An 18,033-nucleotide genomic window follows, 5' to 3' on the forward strand; every position below is an offset into this window, starting at 1 on the left:
GCCGCACCGGGCTGCTAGCCTTTGCCGCCGGGGTATTCGGTTTGTTTAGATATAGAAATATCTGTTGTTGCTTGATTGGCATTTGTAGTAAAGCTCAAGGCTAATGCGAGTGCCATGGTGAGTGCTTTGAGTTTAATCTTTTTCATAAATTTGCCTTGCTATATCTAAAATTTGAATGAGTGAATCGCGATTCTTGTTGGTAGCTTGACTATTTAAACAATGTTGCCACCGCTTTGGTCATTTTCCATTGCCCTTGCTGTTCGGCGAGATCAAAATCCATATGCGTTAGTTGATAGTCAATCTCCTGATCATTGGTAAATCAATCCGGATGCAAAATGTGTAATCCAGACTAGATTTAAACTTTGAAAGTGAAGTTATTATAGGACTGATATTTTTATGGATAAACGGGGTTTTATTTTTAGCGGTTATGAGTTTTATTCATTAATCAAGATAAAAATGGCTAGTGGCGAAAAGTTACGATAAGTTACGGGTAATAAAAAAGCCTAGAGGCTTGATTCTCTAGGCTTTTCCGACTAGCTGCGAACAGCTACGTTATATTTTTTGGGCTGGCGACATCTGAATTATACGCTGAAACACCTGTTAATATTGGGTTTGTTTCAATTCAATATTTCTGTGGAGTACACTTGGGAGTACACGGGGGCAAAGTCAAAATCTTTTCCTCTAAAACAGGAAAACTGAAATAAAAAAATAAAATTTTTATAGGGGGGTAATCTACTCAACTACTTTCATTTGGTGATTTCAATTTAACCTATTAAATTATAATGATTTTTTGTGGATTAGATAGTTGCGTAGATAGCCAATAGCCGTTTTTTGCCTTGTCGGGAACTACTACTTTTCAGGCAAGAAAAAAGGGCGGTTAAGCCCTTTGTATGTGTTGATTCGTTAGCCTTCCCACTCTTTAAATGTGGCGTGCTTGTCTTTCCAGTATATGTTAGTCAATTGCGCATTGTCCTTTTTCCGTTCTTCAAACTTTGCGCTTTCTCCGGCTTCTTTAAGTGCGTCCGGCAGTGCTTGCTTGAATGTCAGCAAACTTAATCGGTTGTTATAATTTTGGCAGTCACAATATTTCAGATAAGCTTGATAAAGTGCGGTGTCGGCGTTGCGTTTACTGGTGCCACTTCCCCAATAAAGCCCATTAATTTTTGCGTTTTTATCTCTAGGCGTGTCACTTTCTAATATCGGTTCAATTCGAAAGGCGGACGCAAAATCAATCAGGTGATTCGCTTTTTGTTTAATCGTCAAACCGTCGGCATGACTTCGGAAAGATTCCAGAATTTGCCGTGCTTCTTCGGGATTGTCGTCAAACCTCTTTAACAGCATGTGAACAATGCCATAGATTTCACCCTTGATTTTATCAATGAAATTCACGTCTTTCTTATTTTCCGGAATTGGCTTGTCAAAGAAAATAATTACTCTGCGCCGTGCGATACCGCCGTTTCTGTCGGTGAATAAAATCGGGTTATTGGTGATCATCATATAATTCGCCGTTGGCTTGTAGTCAAACGGATCTCTATACAACAATTTCACCGTCATCACATCACCACCGGTGAAGGCTTTCAATCCGTCTGCGTTGCCGGTGTAATTTTTCTGATCTGGGGAATAAGCGAATGATTTTCCCAAAAATAAAGAACGGGTTTCCGGCTTGTCAAAATCTTTCACCTCCATGATCACACTATTTCCCCGTCCGTTTAAGGTGGCTGCGATTTCTCCTAATAATGACTTGCCTGCGCCGCCAATACCGGTTACCTCAAGAAACAAGCCCCAATGATGCTGATTAGTCAGAATCATATATAGCCCGGCTAAAATAGCGTTTTTCTTTTCTTCACTGCCACCAGCAACAAAATTGAGCCAGTCATTGAAGTGCGGTGTTGCTTTGCTTGCTATATTACAAGGAAAGTTATCAATAAAACGCAAACCTAGATCAGGGTTATGCGGCATAAATTGACCGGTTTTTTTATTCAGCACGCCATTACTAAAGCCGATATAATCCGTACTTTCTACTGGCATTTCTTCAACACTGAGCGTTATCAACTCTGCCAGCTTGCGCAAGGTATGAATTTTATAATCCGCTTTGTTATCACGATAAAATGCCAAAGTTTTACGCTCTAAACGCTCTTGGCTAACCTCTTCCCATACCGTGCCAGTATAGTGGTATGTTTTGGAGAGGGTGAGATCGCGTCGTAGTGGGGTAGAGTGCCAACGCAAAAATGCGCTCACCTTATCGCCATCGCTGGCATGATGGAGATCAATTTCATCATTTAACGACTTAACCACCATCTTATTCACTTCGTCATTACCTGTTCGAATCTTTTCAACTTTCTCACTATAATCAGTCATCTGTAATGCCTGATTGTAAAATCTCAAGGTTTTTACTTTGCTGTGTTTGGCAATACTGTAAATAATTCCCTCGATTTCTTTATTGCTCAGGCTTCCAGCTTGATGAATTGAAGCGACTTCTTGATCTTCCGGTACAATCTGAACATTCGGCAGATTTTTTAGTTCCTTTTCACCAACGAGAACCGGCACATCATCTTTAGACAGCTTGCGCCATTGTGATAATTTATCCCGTGAGGGCTTGGCATAAGCCAGCCCTCCGGCAAGAATCATTAGCTCGTCTTTGTAGTTTCTATCTTGCGAATTTAAATATCGGGCTTTAATTAATTGCGTCATGTTTTACCCCCTACCGGAATATTTATCGAACACGGCTTGAGCCATGACTTTTGAGTCTTGGAATTTAATACTCTGATAAATCGCTTCCCATGCTTCGCGTGAGGAGTTAATTAAATCGTGGATATTCCAAAAAGCACTATCCACTAAATGATCGTTGATTTTAAATTTGCCACCCTCAAAGTTATCCTGTAACAGCAAAAGCACGCTTTCGGCTTGGGCTAAGGATTTATCTAATTTATCCATGGCATCAAGGGCAACACCATTTATCATACAGGCGGTTGAATTAGTCATTTGCCACCTCTTCCGCTAATAATTCAGATTGAACAGTTAAAATGCCTTGTACTTGCCACTTAATAGCGCCAATAGCATCCTTGATTGTTTGATTTGGCAACACGTTAAAGTCAGCTTGTGACAGCGCCTCAAGCGAAGCAAGGGCTTGTTCTAACATCATTGTTTGAGCCCAAAAATCATCGATTGAGCCGTAAACGATAAATTTAGATTCTGGCTTGGTTGGATTACGCATAAATCACCCCCTGAACTTCTGTAGCGGTGAAAGTGCGGTTTACGCATGACGTAGATACAACTTGGGTAGGGTTTGGGGTTTTCATGGTGAATTTTCTCTTATCTGTTTTAGTAATAGATTTGCCAACCTGTAATAGGTGTGGCAAGGCTTCAACTACCGCAGATAAACGGTTAGCCTTATTCGTGCGGATATAATCCGCCTTATTTCGGCTTATCGACCTTGCCACAAATTCGGCTTTAGATTGGGTTAGTAGCCCATCTTGATGAATTTGAGGTACAAAAAATCCGCAAGGCTTACGGGTGCGGCGTCCGTTATCTGTGTTAGTGCCTGAAATACTAACGGCATTTTCCGCCTGCGTCAACGGGGATTTGTCAAAAGTGCGGTTAATCCGCCCAGCAAACGCTAACACATAATCACGGGCTAAAAGGGCGCGTGCGTGCTGTTCGCTGTCGGCTAAAATTCGTAAAGAGTGGATTTGATTAGATAAGTCGGTGCGGCGTATGCCGGCAAACAGATACGTTTTCATGGTAATAACCTTTTGGTAAGTTTTATATCCTTGCTCCCCACTGTCAAATAGGGTGACAAGACGTAACAGGGTTGACAGACCAGCCCAAAAGATACTGGCAGACCTTACGGTCTCCCCATTACGCCCTGTCATATTCTGGATATAACTCGGGTTATTACAGACGTAAAAATACCGCTGTTTCGGATTGGTTAAGCGGCTATACGCTTTTGGGTTCAGCCTGTCAAAGCTGGCAGCCGATTTAGCGACTGCGGTATTAAAATAATCTAAAGTGCGGTCTTTTGTAAAGTGATTTGTGTCACAGTTTTGGAAATTTAACCGATCCAATTCTGGATTGGTTGTTTTTTGGGTATAATTGAAGTTAGCCATAATATTAAGCTCCTTTAATGTTGTGGTTAGAACGCTCAAAGGTGTTGGCGCACTTTTGGGCGTTTGCTTTTTGGCGTTTACTTTGCTATGGTAATTACCATGCTTTAAACTATAACTTATGGTACGTACCAATTCAAGGGGTAATATGAAAAAAGTTGAAAAAAGATCGCCACAATACCAAATGAGACTACATGAAGATTTCCGTAAGCAGCTTGAGGAACAGGCGAAAGTTGACGGAGATACTACATTAGCCACGTGGATAAAACGGATTTTACGCAAAGAACTCTCCTCGCGTGGCATTGAGCCGAAAGCATAATTGCTTTTTGGGGCACCAATAAATTTGGATACTCCCACCATTGGTGGAAGCCGATTAAATACTGGGTTTATCCAATCACTAAACCGAACCGATTTTGGATTGGGTGAGGTTGCCATAACCTCATCTTGTGAAAGTAGCGGTGTTCGTATGATACGAATACCCGCAACCGACAAAATAATTTCCAGCATGGCTTGATGAGTATTGCAATTTTTTTCATTTTTGGTAAGATTAAAATGAATTATATTCATAGTCTAACTCCTTAGTAGAATGTGGTTGTAATTCCTTGCAGGTTAGGCGGGCTAGTTACCCGCCATTTTTTTTATTTCAATTTCCTAATAAACGAATGGCTTTATTTATATCGGCTGCCGTGATGGGTTCAACATCATGGCAGCGATTAAGAACGGTTCGGTTAATTTTCAATCTTTCATTAAATAATCTAGCGACTTCAAAAATCTGTTTTTCATCTTTCAATGTGTAGCGAGTAAATAGACGACCTGCTGAAGATTTCTCACGCTCTCGATTAAGCTTAATATTTAATTCCCTTTCGATTTCGCTGATCTCATTTCGGGCGTTTAAAATATGACAATCAAAATAAGATTCTTTTTCGCTAATGCCTTTTTTGGGAGAGTTGAGCAAGTGCCAAATAACAATCATTAATCTAGTCATTATGCTGTTCCTCTATTAGCTTCTTGTTGTTCGATCCACGCTTCAACCTCGGATAAATTCCACCGAATGAAGTTACTTGATAATCGAATAGGTTGTGGGAATTGATTAGCTTTAACTAGCTCATTGAGCTTAGTACGACCAAAGGACAGCCTAGACATTAAATCTGCGGTGCTGATCCAAATTTGGTTTTTTGTAGGACGGTTTTTAGGTGTTTCCATCAGGAATCCTCTTGTTCGTTAAGTTTGTTAATGTGACGTAACGTTACGAGAGGTATTTAAACAGGATTTTTAGATTGATATAATTGCTATAAGTTACTTATAGCATATTAGCGTTTAGGTTTTTTTTAACCAGTGGCGCAGAATGTGATCATCGGTAACATTGATTTGAAATTTTGATTTGACTTCTTCAAGTAAGGTTTTTTTCAAAAGGTTTTCATCTTCTTTCCATCTTTTAGCCGCATACTCCATAACTCTATCTCGTATTGGTTTGCTTTTATCTCCACTGGTATCAAGATATTTTTTAGCCGCCGGTGCTACTTGTCTAAGTTCATTTAATTTTATTGCGCGGAATAATGCTGATTCATAAAAATGATTAAACCAGTCAAAGCAATTTTTATCTTTTTCCAAAAATGAATACATTATTTCTTTTATTTTATCATCACTTATACTTTGCTCTTTTAATATCGCTTTGAACGTGTTTTCTTTGTGATCTATTGTGCTTAAAAAAACATCATAAAGATTTAATAAATCGTTTTCCAACCCCTTAAACTCCTTATTATCTTCAAGCAATTTTCTCGCTTCTGCTCTCTTAATATCTTTTTTAGGGATACTATCCGCAAGTATTTTCAAATCCATAATATTCAATCTCCTTAGTCGTGGTTAAATAAATATTATCAAATTACAGATTGAATAGAAAACGCTTTGGCAGTCTGATATACTATGACAGTTCATTAAAATTACTTTATTGAATAAGTATGGTAATTCTGGAATGGACGTTATGATTTCCGTAGAAAAAAGTAAGGGGGCTATAAGCCCCCGTTTCATTAATCATTGTTTATGACTAAGCTGCATTTCTGTTGTTCAAATGCTTTTTCTTTCCATGAACTTCTTCAGAACCTTTAAACAAAAAACGCTCATCAATAAGCATTTTGGGGGCTGCTTTCATTAACGCATCCATGGTTTTACCTGTGCGTTCATAAACTTTACTTACTGAAAATTCAAATGATTTTTCCATAATTCCACCTTTAGCCATTAAGAAATAAAGCCATCAATAAGCGCTCTAAGACTGCTCATTTCTAATGTAAAATTCTTACTTCCATCTTCTATAAACCCAAAACTTTTATAATGTTGTCTTAGTTCTATACTATCCTCAACATCAATCAATTTTATGATTTCGCCATCAACTTTTGACATCAGAATAGAAACAGCAAACATCGAAAGTAAAAGCATCCGTCCATTCAAGTTTTGATTATCCCCAAATCTTTCAATACCATAAATTTCTAATGTTTTATTATTGGGGCTATATGATGATAAAAAAGCACCTACCGGGGGTGCGAAGCTGTTCTTTTGACCATTTTCTTTCAATTTAAAACAAAAATCAAAGGCTGAATTAGGATTATAATGATAGGTAATAACATAATCCCAATCTAAACGCCCGTAACCTCGCCCTAATATTTTGAAATCATCATCACTGATACAACCAACTGCTATCGGCAATTCAAGATGCTCTAATAATAGCTGAAAATCGGATATTGTTGCACTAACTAAGTGTTCAAATTTCATTTACTACTTGCTGTACCTTGTCGTTTATCACCGTACTTTGTTCCTAACATTCTAGCCGCCGCATAAAAAAATAGCAATGCTACTAACCGAAAAGATTAACCCTGTTTGCGATCTATTTACTTTGAACAGCTTTTTTCATTTCAGAAAAATAAACCTCTTTCGCCTTTTCCGTTGCGGCTTGCTTGCTCTCTTTGAATCCTTTTTCCATAAACGGGCGGGCTTCCATTTTCTTTGTTCCATATTCTAACAACCACCAATAAAACGGATCGGTTCTATCTCGGGTATTTTCGCCAACGCGCGACATTCTGCGTTTCTGGGTGCGCATTACTCGGATCATGGTAAAGCCGGATTGACCATCTTTCCGTACCTTGGTTTTATGCCGGATATTGTTTTTAATTGTCCCACGCTGCCGGAAATTGGTACTTGATTCCAACAATGGGGCTTGTGGCTTGATGTGTTGCTCAACCACTTTTGCGCCCTCATTTAATGCCTTACGAATGGCTTTTTTTTGGTCTTTCATCAAAACGCCATTTACTTGATGAACAAACGCAGATACTTGATCGGTAAATTTTGCCATGTTGTAACCCCTATAAATCCAATCCGTTAAAATTCGCTAAAAATGCTTTGTGTGATTCACTAAGTTCAAAAGAAAAATCACCGTACTCAAGTTGATAAGTGCCGAATGACATCAAAAAAGCAATTGCCGGATCGATTTTATTCGCTGCTTTTTTCTTGTTCGGTTTAATGTTGGCGTTTGCGTCGGTTTCCATCACCACGTTAGACAATGCCCATGCCAACACCGGATCGCCATTATGTTCAATCATCTGCCGATTAATCAGCACCTCAACCGATTTTGCTACAGGGCTGAAACGCTGGTAAGTTTGCGGAAAGGGTTCAACTTCAAGCCCTGCGCCTTGTAGCTGGGTGCGTAGGTGCGTGGCGTTCCACATGTCAAAACCAATCATCTTAATATCAAACCGTTCTGAATCTTTTAATATATCGTCTCGGATTTTGTCATAATCAATACAATCTCCCTCGGTGGTCTGTAGCCAACCTTGCCGCACCCATTGCCGATAAATGGCGCGGTTTTTGTTGGCCACATTATTAAGCTGATATTCGGGTATGTAGTGGCGGGCATATAACCGCACTTTGTTGCCGTGGGGGAAAGCGTAGCAAATACTAGTTAAATCGTTGGTGCTGGATAAATCCAAGCCCATGTAACAATCTTGGTGCAATAAATCGGCTTCGCTGTAGTCTCGCCGGCACGCCGCCCAATTGCCATCACCTAGCCACGGGGTTGTTCCTTGGCACCAGACATTAAAGCGTTTCGTCAGCATCTCCACCCATTCCGACGGTATGCCGCGGGCTTTTTTAATGGTGTTCTCAAAGTCTAAGTGTGGTATGGATTTCCCAATATTCGGATTAGCCTTGATCCACATCTCAGGGTTATCCACTTCGCTTTCATCGTCCAGTTCAAAAATCATAATGAAAATGCTGTCGTTTTGCTCGTTACCGTCCAGAATCTGACAGCAATAATCATAATGCTGTTTACACGCGGAAATCGTGTTACTGCCTGCGGTGGTGATGGCGAAAAGTAGCCCCTCGGGGCGTGCGCCTTGCCCTAATTCCAATGCGCTGTACACGCTGTTATCACTGTGTAAGTGGTATTCGTCCACAATCGCAAGGCTGGGGTTAGTTCCCTCTATGGTGCTGGATTTTGCCGCCAGTGGGCGCATCAGGCTGTTATTTTTCGGGTAAATCATTTTGTGCTGTAAAATGCTGACCCGTTTTTTCAGTGGTTTGGATAACAGGCACATTTGGCGGGCATCATCAAAAACAATCCGTGCTTGGTCTCGGCTGACTGCGGCGGTGTAAATATCTTGCTGACCCTTTTCCATCACAAGAAACCAGTTCGCCAGTACGGCGGCAACGGTAGATTTGGCGTTTTTCCTCGCCACTTGAATATAAGCAGAACGGTATTTTCGCAAGCCGGTGTTCTTGTGCTTGAAGCCTAGCAGATTGGCAAATAAAAATTGTTGCCAGTCTGATAACTCAATCGATTGTCCTCGCAAGTGTCCTTTAACATGAGGGCAAAGGCGGGAAAAGGCGATAAACTGCGCCACAATTTTATCGTCAAACAGGTAATCAGGGTTATCTAGATCCGCATAGTAGCGTTCAACGGCTTGCTTTATGCGCTTACACGCCTCTATTTCGCCCGTTCTGACCGCTTGAGCGTATGCCTGCCATTCGTTCATCTATGCGCCCAACTGGTCTAATTCGTCGGCTTCCTCGGTTTCTATCGGGGTTTTTCGGCGGCTGACTGGATCGAACCCTAGCAAAGACGACATTTTTATCATGATTTTCTCAGCATCTGCCTTAGCGGTGAGGGCGGGGTTGCGTGCTTCCGTACCTTGTGAATTGGTGATCGAAAATCCACGCTCGGCTAAATCTTGAACCGCTCGGCGGTACAGTGAATAATTCAGGCAATACATTTCAAGATGAACAAGATCGGCGTCTTGAACATCGCCCCGTTCCACTAATTGCTTAATTCGTGCTTTCCATTGATTGCCTGCGATTTCGTCCAGATAATCAGGGGCTTTTGGTGTTCTTCGTTTTGTCATTGGCTTTCCTATATTTTCAAAAAAACTATCGTGCGTAAAAATAGAGTGGGGCGGGCGGTTTTCAAATTGGGTGCGTTTGTTTTTTGAACTACCCCCACCCCTTGAATCAGTTGATAACCGGTATCTATTTAAATATCGAACGGAATAAAAGCACTGCATCAAACCGCGCATTTATCGATCGTTTATATTTCTTAAATTCTTCTTCACCTAATTCTATTAACTGCTTTTCGTCTAGGTGATAGAGAGACATTAACGCCATCTTCAAATCATCAAATTCTTTTGCTTCCGCCTCGGTTATCTGAATATTTATCGCCGATAACCGTTCCCATAACAGTGGATAACGCGCCTTAACTTCATTAACCATTTCTTTTAATTCTGGAATTTCTGTCCATTTACTTGCCATAATTATTTCTCCTTAGTTGTTTCTTTCACCACGCCAAATCCACGCCCATCGATTACCCTTGTTTTGTAGCTGTGGCAGTCACGGCATAACGCCTGATGATTACTGCTCTCCCAGAACAGTGGATCGGCTTGTCCGTTCTCTACGGGCTTGATGTGGTCTATCACCGTTGCCGGAATATACTTTCCTTTGGCTAAACACATTACACATAACGGGTGTTGTTTCAGGTACTGGAATCGGTACTTGCTCCAGTTGTGATCATAGCCTCGTTGACTGGCTGGCGGTCTGGTATCTTTTGGCTTATGTTCGTCACATCGACCAAACCGCACTTTGTTACGGCAACCGGGATAGGTACAGCGTCGCAATGGCTGACAGGGCATAGGCTATCACCTCAATATATTCCGGGTTCACGGTACACGTCCCATAAGGCACTGATTGCCATTGGCACCATTGATAGCGGGGTATCGGTTGTAAGCTCTCGGTTAGCATACAAATGCGCTACATACATCAAACAGCCCACCTTGATAGCCTGATTGAATTTAACCGTGTTCGCATCGGTCTTGTCGCCGAATGTTTTACCGATATGCTGTTGCGCTACTTCCAATGCGGCGGTGATATACCCCTGAATTAAACTGTTGTCCATGTCGTGATCAACAATCAATTGCGCCTTAGCTTCCTCCACGGTGATCAAACTATCGTTGTCCATACGCTTCCCCCTCTTTACACATTAATTGAATTTCTCGGTGCGCCTCTCGGCTGTCTATAACGGAATAAATATCAAATACCCGATCACCGTATTTCACCCGCATTTTGCGATCGATTCCCTCACGGTAACGTATGCGAATGCGGATCATGTTTTCACCCAACTGGAAAGGACCGCTAAAATATTCACGCCCTTGTAATGGCTCTATTGCGGCTCTAACGGTTGCCACGTCATGCCAATCAACTTTCATTCCGCCATAGCTGTTCGTTTTTTGCGTTTTGGCTTGAATGGTGATCACTTTGGTGTAACGTCCCGCTTTAAGCATTCTTGCCATCGTCATCACCTTTTGTTTTTTCTGTACCGTCTTTCTTCACTTCAACGGTTTGCTTCCATGCTTGGCTAAATTCATCGCCACCCGCATACGGGGTTAATCCCTCTTTGCGTCTGACCTCATTCGGACACATTACCCCGGATTTAATCGCGACCTCGTAACTGTTGAATCTGTCCGTCTGACTGGTGCGCAGTAAATCACTGGTATCAAATTCAATCAGATAACGGGGTGAAGTGCGGTTTAAATCCACCATCAACGCGTCTTTTAACTGCTGTTCAAAATTGGTTAACCACGGGCGCAACGTTTGCGACAAAAACGCGCGGCTTGCCTCGCTGAAATTGCTGTAACTGCTGTTTGAATATTCTTGTAAAAATATAGGGCTGATGTTGAAGATTCGGGCAATATCGCCAATGGTAAAGGTTCGGCTTTGTAACCATTCCGCATCTTGGTTGGTCATGCCTAATTGTTTATATTCCAAGCCCCCTTCAAGAACTGGGGTTTTTCCGGCATTCCTTGCGCCTGCGTAACGTTTAATGGCTTCTGCCGCCTTTTCTCCCTTAGATTCGTTCAGCCATTCCGCCGTTGTGATTAGTCCGCTCGCCATTAAGCCGTTTTTCATTACGCTTGATCCGTGTCGTTGCTGCGCCAATCCTAAGCCAATCGTTTCACGACAAACCGCAATCGGGGAACGCCCCATAAAACCGTCATCGGACGAATGCCGCAAGTGTAAGATTTCATCTTGTAAATACTGTTTTACCTTGCCGCTTAAATCGGTGATTTGATAACGGTAGCTGCCATCAACTAGCCGCTGAATATTCACCGCACTGGGCGGGTAAGGGGTTAATGAAAGCGGTTCGCCCTGTTTATCCCACTCAATTACCGCGTAGGCATTCCCATTTAACAAGCAATGTCTCATCATCGTATATTTGAACTGATACGGCGTTTGATTGCGGTTGGGCATCTCATTTAACAGAAAATCCACGTTGTGATTAAATACCCGTTCCCGTCCGTCGTTGTTGAGCCGATACAGATAGCACGGCATGCTTGCCACCGCTTCACTAATCACCGTGACCGCATTTAAAACCGCCGGCAAGGCTTCCGCGGTATGCGGTGAAACAAATTCCCCTGCGCCGGTATTACTGGCGCCGATATACGATAACAATTCATCAATACTAATATTGCGCTGTTCGGTTTTGCGTTTAAATAGCCACATATCACAACCCCACTAAATCCGCCCAACGACTTAAAATCCCGTTTGGTTGCTGTTGTTCTCTGGCGGCTGCCATTGATCGCTTGGCAATTTGAACACTGCTTTCAGGGTAAGCGGGAATGCTGGTGATCGTGATTTCCACCAACTCAGCACGCTCAACCGTGCGCAAAATCGGCTCTTGCTCAAAATCCCATGATTCTGATAACACTCGGAAGCCGAATGACATGCCTGTAATATCCCCACGATCAACCGATACCAGTAAATCACGCCCTAGCGTCGTATCTGGCGGGGTTAATTCAAAACGTAAGCCGATATTATCCTCAATCAGCGATAGCGTCCCTGCGCTCGTTCTGCCTAATAGCTTGGTGTGATCATGCTCAAATAAGGCACGCACATCTTGACCCGTTGCCAATGATTCGCTGAATGCCTTGGGCGCAAACTGTTCTACAAAATCCCACAAGAGTTCTGAACGGCTATTCCACTGCACCACATAACCCGTCAATTTTTGGCTGTCGGTCTGTAGCGTTGCGGATCTAATTTCAAATTCTTTCATAACTGACCTTATGGCAAAAAAGGGGCTTACCGCCCCTGATTCCCTTGGCTTAAGCCCTGGTTTCAATAAACTTGATTGCGTTGGAATCGACCACGCCACCACCCAAATATTTATCGGTGTGGACTTTGTAGAAGCCCGGCTCGGTAATATTATCGGGGCGGGTGCGAATACCTGTTTCATGATCCACAATAAAATAACCCCGCTTGAAATCTCCCAGGGCAATCACCGCTTTCCCGGCGCCACCTGTCGGCAAAGTTTCCAAGAAATGAACGGGCAAACCTAACAGGGTGGCGGGCGCACCAGCGGTTAAACCGTCACGCCAAATATAATCACCATTGCCATTTTTCAGCTTTTGAAGCTGCGCGGCAATCGCCGAACTCATCACCCAAGCCGCACTTTTACGGTATTTACTATGTAAGGTGTAAAGCAAATCAATCAACAAATCGGCAGTAATCCCGGCGGCATTAGCAACTTCCAATTTTTGCAGCGTACCGAACGGGCGAGTTTTATCGGCTGCCGTTGTCCGGGCATAGGTTAATAACCCTTTGGCTTTCTTCTCGCCGTCACCGTCGGTTAAATCCGTTTCTTCGGTTTCGGTAAACGTTTCGCTGATTTCTTCAGTCAACCAGCCCAACACATCAATTGAACTAAAATCTAAGATTTCCTGGGTAGTTTTCGGATAAGCGTAAATCGAATTTAACGCAATCGTCACCTCATGAAGTTTCGGCGTATCGGTTGCAGTACGGGCTTGCCCCTCTTCGCCGTGCTTCACTTTGGCACCACCAGCAGAAACCAGCTTCTTATACTCTTTCGCACCAATCGGCAAGCGCACTACGTTACAAATTTGACGCATTACGCTATCATCGGTTAAGCGTGTCATGACTTGTTTATCCAATTGCGGGATCACCGAATATCCGCCGTCATCTTTAGCTGTGGTGGATAGTGAGCGCAATTCGCCTGTTTTGATATAGCGGCGTAACTCGTCATTACTGACTTGAGGTTGTGAAGTGGTTTCTACTGGTTGCCCGCCTTGATTGCGCTGTTCATCGGCTAACGCCTCATAGCGCGCAATATCGGCATTCAATGCGGTTACTTTGTTGCGCAATTCATCAAAAGTTTTCGCTTCATCATCATTTAAACTGCGGTTTTCTGTTTCGGCAGTGGTTAGCACATTGCGCATATCCTCCGCCAGCTTCGCCTTTTGTTGGCGTAAATCGATTAGTTTCTTAAACATAGGTTTCCCTCATTAATTGAAAATCTCTTGACCGTAATCAATGGAATAGCTCAACGTTGCCGATTTCCATAGGTGTTGCTCTGTGTCAAACGTATATCCATATTCAACCCCGGGGCGAAACTGCCGAATACTCTTATAGCCATAGCCAACGCGAATTAACTTATTGATCTGTTCAGCCAAATCATCAAGCCGATCCTCATCTTCAAACAGCGGCATAAAGATAGTAATTTCAAGTGTTCCGCTCCATTCTGTAGCACTAAATCCAACGCCCTCACAAACGGATTGAGGAATAGAAACAGAAACAGCGGGAAGCTGATCTTGGATATCCGAAAAGAACGCATTGCCATTATAGAAATGCTTCACGCCCTCAACGTTGTTAGAAAGCAATTCGACAATCTCTTTTCTAACGATTTTATGAATATTCATTGATTACCCTTATCTTAATTAAGACGGCTACAAGTAGCCCATATCATATGATAATCACATCTAAGAGGTTGTAAACAATGAATTTTTTAATCGTTAAGTGGCGAAAGGCTACGAACAAGGAATTTACAAAAAAATATTCAGCATTTGCGGATTTGCGCCAGCTTTGGGGAAATTTCCAGTTTTTGCTTATGCCAAAAGGAAAAATCTTAATTTCTACTCTTAACCCCTTTACTACTCTTTATCTATTATTCTATCTACTTATATTTTTTCTTTAAGAATCAAAAAATAAATATATATAAGAGTAAATAAATAGATAAGTAGATAAAAATAGAAAAGTTTCAGTTAATTTCTATATATCAAAAAAAAGCCAGCATAAAGGCTGGCCAGTGATTGAGAGCCTTAAGCACTCATAACTTGAAGATGAAATTTCGGTATCGCATTCTGTGCGGCTTGCTCGACATAATCCCCCCACCATTGAAGCATGTCAAAACGGTGTGGCAAATACTCCGCTCTAAGGTATGCCATGCGAACATCGTCGTTATTGATATGTGATAGTGCGACCTCGATCAGGTCTTTATCAAACCGCCTCAAGCCGTTCGCTGTCCTTGCCTCGTTTAACACCGTGCTGGCTATTGCGCGCATTCCGTGCGCCACCAGCTTACCTTGATAGCCCATCCGCTTTATAGCAGCGTTTGCGGTCTGTGTGTTGATGTGTGTAGCAGGATTTTTGATACTCGGGAATAAATACCGCTTGCCACCGCTAAACTTCTTTATTTCTCGTAACACCGCTAACGCTTGCCTTGATAGCGTAACCTTATGTTCTCGCCCCATATCGCTCGTTTTTAGACCTTTTTGAATGTAGATAGTCCATAGTCTGTCTTTTTCGTTAATATCCTCATATCGCGCCGTAGCGGCTTCTGCTGGGCGTGTCATGGTAAGAAGCTCCCACTGAATTAAAAGCCTCGTCATTTTGGTCATATTTGAGTTTGCTAGAGTGGTTAAGAACTCGCCTAGTTGTTCTGGTTTAATGGCTTTCATGTGGGTTACAGTCGGATTATCAAATTCTTTCCCGATATTGGCGGTTAAGTTCATGTCAATAATTCCACGGTGTAGCGCATAGATCATTATCTCATTCATTTTCTGAATGGCTCGCTTGAGCGTTTCTAACGTTCCTCTCTCTTGAAGGGGCTTAAACGCATTGATCGCCATAAGTGCCGTTATCTGCGTTATTGGCAAATCGCCGAAATGTGGAAGAATATGTCGCTTGATCATGCTCCAAGTATCAGCAGCTGTTTTATCTGAAAAGTTGGCGCGTTTTTTTCGATCTTCAAACCATGCGGCGGCAATTTTGGCAAACGTATTATTATCGGCTTGCTGTTGTTTTTGCTCTTCCTGTTGTTGATGGAGTTGCGGATCAATATCCTGAACTAATAGGGCTTGGATTTCTCGCTTCCTCTCTCGGGCTTGAGCTAAGGTTAGGGCTGGATAATCACCCAATGAAATATTTGTCCGATTGTTAGTACTAGGTTTTGTATATTTTAATCGCCACACTTTCCTACCATTTGGGAAAATACGCATATACAAACCCTCTCCATCACTTCTTGAGTTATACGCTTCTTTTTTGGCTTTGAGTTTTTCAATCTCAGTGTTAGTTAGACGGTTATTTAACTTAGTCATAATGTACTCTCCAGTAAATTTGTACTCCCATTTTTGTACTCCGTAAGTGAGAGTACAGTAGGGAGTACAAAAAATCTAGGTTAGAGACGAAAAGAAACGATAAGTTACGAACAAGAAAAAAGCCTAGAGGCTTGATTCTCTAGGCTTTTCCGACTAGCTGCGAACAGCTACGATATATTTTTTGGTGGAGCTGGCGGGAGTTGAACCCGCGTCCGAAATTACTCTACCTTCAGTCCTACATGTTTAGTCAGTCTTTAATTTCACTTACCCACTGCGGACAGACACGCGACAGATAAGCTAGCTTGATTCAATTTAACGTTTCGATCCGCAAGCGGAGGCGTCCACGCGATCTCGTTTGGGTTGACTCCTCTTGATCCCCGCCTTACGAGCGGAAGCTGGGGAGAGAAGGCTAAGAGCAGGTTATTAAGCTGCTAAAGCGTAGTTTTCGTCGTTTGCGACTATTGTTTTGCGGTTTGTTTACGAGGCCTACCGCACCTCGACATGCACCTTGGGCTTCGCCAATCCCGTCGAATCCAGAATCAGCCCCAAAATAGATTAGCGATTTTAGCAAAAAAGCGCGAGAAACGAAAGCACTATTCGTGCGTTTCGTTTTTCAGCAGACTAATCCTAAAGAGTTAGTTTTGCATCTCGACGTGGTTTTCGAGAGTATAGTAAATATGATCTGTTCAAAAAATAAGCGGTCGGTTATTTTTGCTTTATGACAGTTATATGACAAAAATAAAAAAATATTCTATTTCATAAGGATAATAAAATAAAAATAGCTTCATAGCTAGTTTTATTAATGTTTTTTGAGCCGAAAAAAGGGCTTGCTTGATAAAAATATTGGTCTATATTCGTGCCATAAGTTTTGTGTGGCGGACAGTAATGTTTGCCAGCTAGTCGAAAATCATCGGATTTAAAACTTTACTTTAAGGAGACTCTAATGAAAGCTATTAAAAATAAATTTGTTCGTACTTCATTATTCACATTGATGGGTTCAACTATGGTTTTGGCGGCTAACAATGCCGTTGCAGTTGATATCACCGGTGCAGGCGCTTCTTTCCCGGCTCCGATTTACGCAAAATGGGCGGATTCTTATAAGAAAGAAACCGGCAGTCAAGTTAACTATCAAAGTATCGGTTCTTCCGGCGGTAAAAAACAAATTATCGCGAAAACCGTTGATTTCGGTGCAACGGATGCACCAATGAAAGATGAAGAATTAACCAAAGAAAATCTGTTCCAATTCCCAACCGTTATCGGTGGTGTGGTGCTGGCAGTTCACTTGGATGATGTGAAGAGCGGTGAGTTAGTATTGGACGGCAACACCGTTGCAGACATTTATCTGGGCAAAGTGAAAAAATGGAACGACGAAGCGATTAAGAAATTAAATCCTAATCTGAATCTACCAAACAAAGATATCGCGGTTATCCGCCGTGCAGACGGTTCAGGTACGACTTTCGTATTCACCAGCTACTTGTCAAAAGTCAGTGCAGAGTGGAAAGAAAAAGTGGGTGCCGGTTCAACTGTACAATGGGCGCCGGGTTCTTTCGGTGGTAAAGGTAACGAAGGGGTTTCCGCTTCTATCCAACAGTTAGACGGTGCGATCGGTTATGTTGAGTATGCTTATGCGAAACAAAACAACTTGCCATACGCCAGTTTGGTTTCAGCCGACGGCGAAATGGTTCGTCCAAGCTCAGACAGCTTCAGTAATGCGGCTGCCGGTGCGGATTGGAACACTTCTTTCGCGCAAGATTTGACTCAACAAAAAGGTGCAAACGCGTGGCCAATCACTTCAACAACCTTCATTTTGGTTGAGAAGCAACCGGGCAACGTAGAGCGCGCCAAAGAAACATTGAAATTCTTTGAATGGGCTTTAGATAAAGGCGGTGACGAAGCATTGGCTTTAGACTACGCTGTTTTACCTAAGTCGGTTGTTGATACCATTAAATCTGCTTGGAAAGCAAACATTGCTGATAAAGACGGAAAAGCGCTTTATTAATTGTTGATTC

23 protein-coding genes and 1 other RNA gene are annotated in these 18,033 nt (G+C 42.3%); 1 reads left to right on the forward strand and 23 read right to left on the reverse strand.

The genetic code is table 11. The features are described 5' to 3' along the window. Positions 1–14: 14 nt before the first annotated feature. The 23 genes from ACUHGC_RS07605 to ssrA all read right to left on the reverse strand — a co-directional run bounded on the left by ACUHGC_RS07605 (position 15) and on the right by ssrA (position 16,571). On the reverse strand, positions 15–146 hold the full coding sequence (locus ACUHGC_RS07605; RefSeq protein ID WP_446832749.1) for a hypothetical protein: 132 nt from the start codon (positions 144–146) through the stop codon (positions 15–17). Between the two features lie 757 nt (positions 147–903). Beyond that, on the reverse strand, positions 904–2,691 hold the full coding sequence (locus ACUHGC_RS07610) for a DNA primase family protein (RefSeq protein ID WP_446832750.1): 1,788 nt from the start codon (positions 2,689–2,691) through the stop codon (positions 904–906). Between the two features lie 3 nt (positions 2,692–2,694). After that, positions 2,695–2,982 (reverse strand): hypothetical protein, encoded by a 288-nt coding sequence (locus ACUHGC_RS07615; RefSeq protein WP_446832751.1) that lies wholly within the window; start codon positions 2,980–2,982, stop codon positions 2,695–2,697. Further along, entirely contained in the window at positions 2,975–3,214 is a 240-nt protein-coding gene (locus ACUHGC_RS07620; protein WP_446832752.1) for a hypothetical protein, read from the reverse strand. Before ACUHGC_RS07620 ends, ACUHGC_RS07615 begins: the two co-directional genes overlap by 8 nt. Continuing rightward, positions 3,207–4,670, reverse strand: a complete 1,464-nt coding sequence (locus ACUHGC_RS07625) for a host cell division inhibitor Icd-like protein (protein ID WP_446832753.1) — start codon at positions 4,668–4,670, stop codon at positions 3,207–3,209. Before ACUHGC_RS07625 ends, ACUHGC_RS07620 begins: the two co-directional genes overlap by 8 nt. Positions 4,671–4,746: 76 nt before the next feature. After that, a complete protein-coding gene (locus ACUHGC_RS07630; RefSeq protein ID WP_446832754.1) occupies positions 4,747–5,088 on the reverse strand; it encodes a hypothetical protein in 342 nt (113 codons plus the stop codon). Next, positions 5,088–5,246, reverse strand: a complete 159-nt coding sequence (locus ACUHGC_RS07635) for a helix-turn-helix transcriptional regulator (protein WP_446834868.1) — start codon at positions 5,244–5,246, stop codon at positions 5,088–5,090. Before ACUHGC_RS07635 ends, ACUHGC_RS07630 begins: the two co-directional genes overlap by 1 nt. Positions 5,247–5,420: 174 nt before the next feature. After that, on the reverse strand, positions 5,421–5,942 hold the full coding sequence (locus tag ACUHGC_RS07640; RefSeq protein ID WP_446832755.1) for a hypothetical protein: 522 nt from the start codon (positions 5,940–5,942) through the stop codon (positions 5,421–5,423). Between the two features lie 205 nt (positions 5,943–6,147). Next, the gene (locus tag ACUHGC_RS07645) at positions 6,148–6,321 is read right to left on the reverse strand and encodes a hypothetical protein (RefSeq protein WP_446832756.1); all 174 of its coding nucleotides are present in this window, start codon (positions 6,319–6,321) and stop codon (positions 6,148–6,150) included. 17 nt (positions 6,322–6,338) lie between these two features. Then, complete coding sequence (locus ACUHGC_RS07650) at positions 6,339–6,869, reverse strand: hypothetical protein (protein WP_446832757.1); 531 nt, start codon at positions 6,867–6,869, stop codon at positions 6,339–6,341. Between the two features lie 112 nt (positions 6,870–6,981). Further along, a complete protein-coding gene (locus ACUHGC_RS07655; RefSeq protein WP_446832758.1) occupies positions 6,982–7,446 on the reverse strand; it encodes an HK97-gp10 family putative phage morphogenesis protein in 465 nt (154 codons plus the stop codon). Positions 7,447–7,456: 10 nt separating this feature from the next. After that, on the reverse strand, positions 7,457–9,124 hold the full coding sequence (locus tag ACUHGC_RS07660; protein ID WP_446832759.1) for a terminase large subunit: 1,668 nt from the start codon (positions 9,122–9,124) through the stop codon (positions 7,457–7,459). After that, complete coding sequence (locus tag ACUHGC_RS07665) at positions 9,125–9,490, reverse strand: phage terminase small subunit P27 family (RefSeq protein WP_446832760.1); 366 nt, start codon at positions 9,488–9,490, stop codon at positions 9,125–9,127. It lies immediately after the preceding gene. 124 nt (positions 9,491–9,614) lie between these two features. Then, positions 9,615–9,893 (reverse strand): hypothetical protein, encoded by a 279-nt coding sequence (locus ACUHGC_RS07670; RefSeq protein WP_446832761.1) that lies wholly within the window; start codon positions 9,891–9,893, stop codon positions 9,615–9,617. 2 nt (positions 9,894–9,895) lie between these two features. Then, positions 9,896–10,270, reverse strand: coding sequence for an HNH endonuclease (locus ACUHGC_RS07675; RefSeq protein ID WP_446832762.1), 375 nt, complete (start codon positions 10,268–10,270; stop codon positions 9,896–9,898). 11 nt (positions 10,271–10,281) lie between these two features. Continuing rightward, positions 10,282–10,596 (reverse strand): head-tail connector protein, encoded by a 315-nt coding sequence (locus ACUHGC_RS07680; protein ID WP_446832763.1) that lies wholly within the window; start codon positions 10,594–10,596, stop codon positions 10,282–10,284. Further along, positions 10,583–10,927: a phage head closure protein gene (locus ACUHGC_RS07685; protein WP_446832764.1), complete on the reverse strand. Its 345-nt coding sequence runs from the start codon at positions 10,925–10,927 to the stop codon at positions 10,583–10,585. Before ACUHGC_RS07685 ends, ACUHGC_RS07680 begins: the two co-directional genes overlap by 14 nt. Continuing rightward, on the reverse strand, positions 10,911–12,137 hold the full coding sequence (locus ACUHGC_RS07690) for a phage portal protein (protein ID WP_446832765.1): 1,227 nt from the start codon (positions 12,135–12,137) through the stop codon (positions 10,911–10,913). Before ACUHGC_RS07690 ends, ACUHGC_RS07685 begins: the two co-directional genes overlap by 17 nt. Before the next feature lies 1 nt (position 12,138). After that, positions 12,139–12,687, reverse strand: a complete 549-nt coding sequence (locus ACUHGC_RS07695; RefSeq protein ID WP_446832766.1) for an HK97 family phage prohead protease — start codon at positions 12,685–12,687, stop codon at positions 12,139–12,141. 49 nt (positions 12,688–12,736) lie between these two features. Further along, positions 12,737–13,921 (reverse strand): phage major capsid protein, encoded by a 1,185-nt coding sequence (locus ACUHGC_RS07700; protein ID WP_446832767.1) that lies wholly within the window; start codon positions 13,919–13,921, stop codon positions 12,737–12,739. 12 nt (positions 13,922–13,933) lie between these two features. Continuing rightward, positions 13,934–14,347, reverse strand: a complete 414-nt coding sequence (gene gpU / locus ACUHGC_RS07705; RefSeq protein WP_446832768.1) for a phage tail terminator protein — start codon at positions 14,345–14,347, stop codon at positions 13,934–13,936. 399 nt (positions 14,348–14,746) lie between these two features. Further along, complete coding sequence (locus ACUHGC_RS07710) at positions 14,747–16,024, reverse strand: integrase arm-type DNA-binding domain-containing protein (RefSeq protein WP_446832769.1); 1,278 nt, start codon at positions 16,022–16,024, stop codon at positions 14,747–14,749. Positions 16,025–16,206: 182 nt separating this feature from the next. Next, positions 16,207–16,571: a transfer-messenger RNA gene (gene ssrA / locus ACUHGC_RS07715) on the reverse strand. Positions 16,572–16,967: 396 nt separating this feature from the next. Between ssrA and pstS the strand changes: the two genes are divergently transcribed. Next, positions 16,968–18,023, forward strand: a complete 1,056-nt coding sequence (pstS, locus tag ACUHGC_RS07720) for a phosphate ABC transporter substrate-binding protein PstS (protein ID WP_446832770.1) — start codon at positions 16,968–16,970, stop codon at positions 18,021–18,023. Positions 18,024–18,033: the final 10 nt, after the last annotated feature.

The organism is Testudinibacter sp. P27/CKL/0425 (assembly GCF_052931395.1).

Coding starts and splice junctions, on each gene's coding strand:
- ACUHGC_RS07605 (WP_446832749.1), bottom strand. CDS start 146: ATGAAAAAGATTAAACTCAAAGCACTCACCATGGCACTCGCATTAGCC.
- ACUHGC_RS07610 (WP_446832750.1), bottom strand. CDS start 2,691: ATGACGCAATTAATTAAAGCCCGATATTTAAATTCGCAAGATAGAAAC.
- ACUHGC_RS07615 (WP_446832751.1), bottom strand. CDS start 2,982: ATGACTAATTCAACCGCCTGTATGATAAATGGTGTTGCCCTTGATGCC.
- ACUHGC_RS07620 (WP_446832752.1), bottom strand. CDS start 3,214: ATGCGTAATCCAACCAAGCCAGAATCTAAATTTATCGTTTACGGCTCA.
- ACUHGC_RS07625 (WP_446832753.1), bottom strand. CDS start 4,670: ATGAATATAATTCATTTTAATCTTACCAAAAATGAAAAAAATTGCAAT.
- ACUHGC_RS07630 (WP_446832754.1), bottom strand. CDS start 5,088: ATGACTAGATTAATGATTGTTATTTGGCACTTGCTCAACTCTCCCAAA.
- ACUHGC_RS07635 (WP_446834868.1), bottom strand. CDS start 5,246: ATGTCTAGGCTGTCCTTTGGTCGTACTAAGCTCAATGAGCTAGTTAAA.
- ACUHGC_RS07640 (WP_446832755.1), bottom strand. CDS start 5,942: ATGGATTTGAAAATACTTGCGGATAGTATCCCTAAAAAAGATATTAAG.
- ACUHGC_RS07645 (WP_446832756.1), bottom strand. CDS start 6,321: ATGGAAAAATCATTTGAATTTTCAGTAAGTAAAGTTTATGAACGCACA.
- ACUHGC_RS07650 (WP_446832757.1), bottom strand. CDS start 6,869: ATGAAATTTGAACACTTAGTTAGTGCAACAATATCCGATTTTCAGCTA.
- ACUHGC_RS07655 (WP_446832758.1), bottom strand. CDS start 7,446: ATGGCAAAATTTACCGATCAAGTATCTGCGTTTGTTCATCAAGTAAAT.
- ACUHGC_RS07660 (WP_446832759.1), bottom strand. CDS start 9,124: ATGAACGAATGGCAGGCATACGCTCAAGCGGTCAGAACGGGCGAAATA.
- ACUHGC_RS07665 (WP_446832760.1), bottom strand. CDS start 9,490: ATGACAAAACGAAGAACACCAAAAGCCCCTGATTATCTGGACGAAATC.
- ACUHGC_RS07670 (WP_446832761.1), bottom strand. CDS start 9,893: ATGGCAAGTAAATGGACAGAAATTCCAGAATTAAAAGAAATGGTTAAT.
- ACUHGC_RS07675 (WP_446832762.1), bottom strand. CDS start 10,270: ATGCCCTGTCAGCCATTGCGACGCTGTACCTATCCCGGTTGCCGTAAC.
- ACUHGC_RS07680 (WP_446832763.1), bottom strand. CDS start 10,596: ATGGACAACGATAGTTTGATCACCGTGGAGGAAGCTAAGGCGCAATTG.
- ACUHGC_RS07685 (WP_446832764.1), bottom strand. CDS start 10,927: ATGGCAAGAATGCTTAAAGCGGGACGTTACACCAAAGTGATCACCATT.
- ACUHGC_RS07690 (WP_446832765.1), bottom strand. CDS start 12,137: ATGTGGCTATTTAAACGCAAAACCGAACAGCGCAATATTAGTATTGAT.
- ACUHGC_RS07695 (WP_446832766.1), bottom strand. CDS start 12,687: ATGAAAGAATTTGAAATTAGATCCGCAACGCTACAGACCGACAGCCAA.
- ACUHGC_RS07700 (WP_446832767.1), bottom strand. CDS start 13,921: ATGTTTAAGAAACTAATCGATTTACGCCAACAAAAGGCGAAGCTGGCG.
- gpU (WP_446832768.1), bottom strand. CDS start 14,347: ATGAATATTCATAAAATCGTTAGAAAAGAGATTGTCGAATTGCTTTCT.
- ACUHGC_RS07710 (WP_446832769.1), bottom strand. CDS start 16,024: ATGACTAAGTTAAATAACCGTCTAACTAACACTGAGATTGAAAAACTC.
- pstS (WP_446832770.1), top strand. CDS start 16,968: ATGAAAGCTATTAAAAATAAATTTGTTCGTACTTCATTATTCACATTG.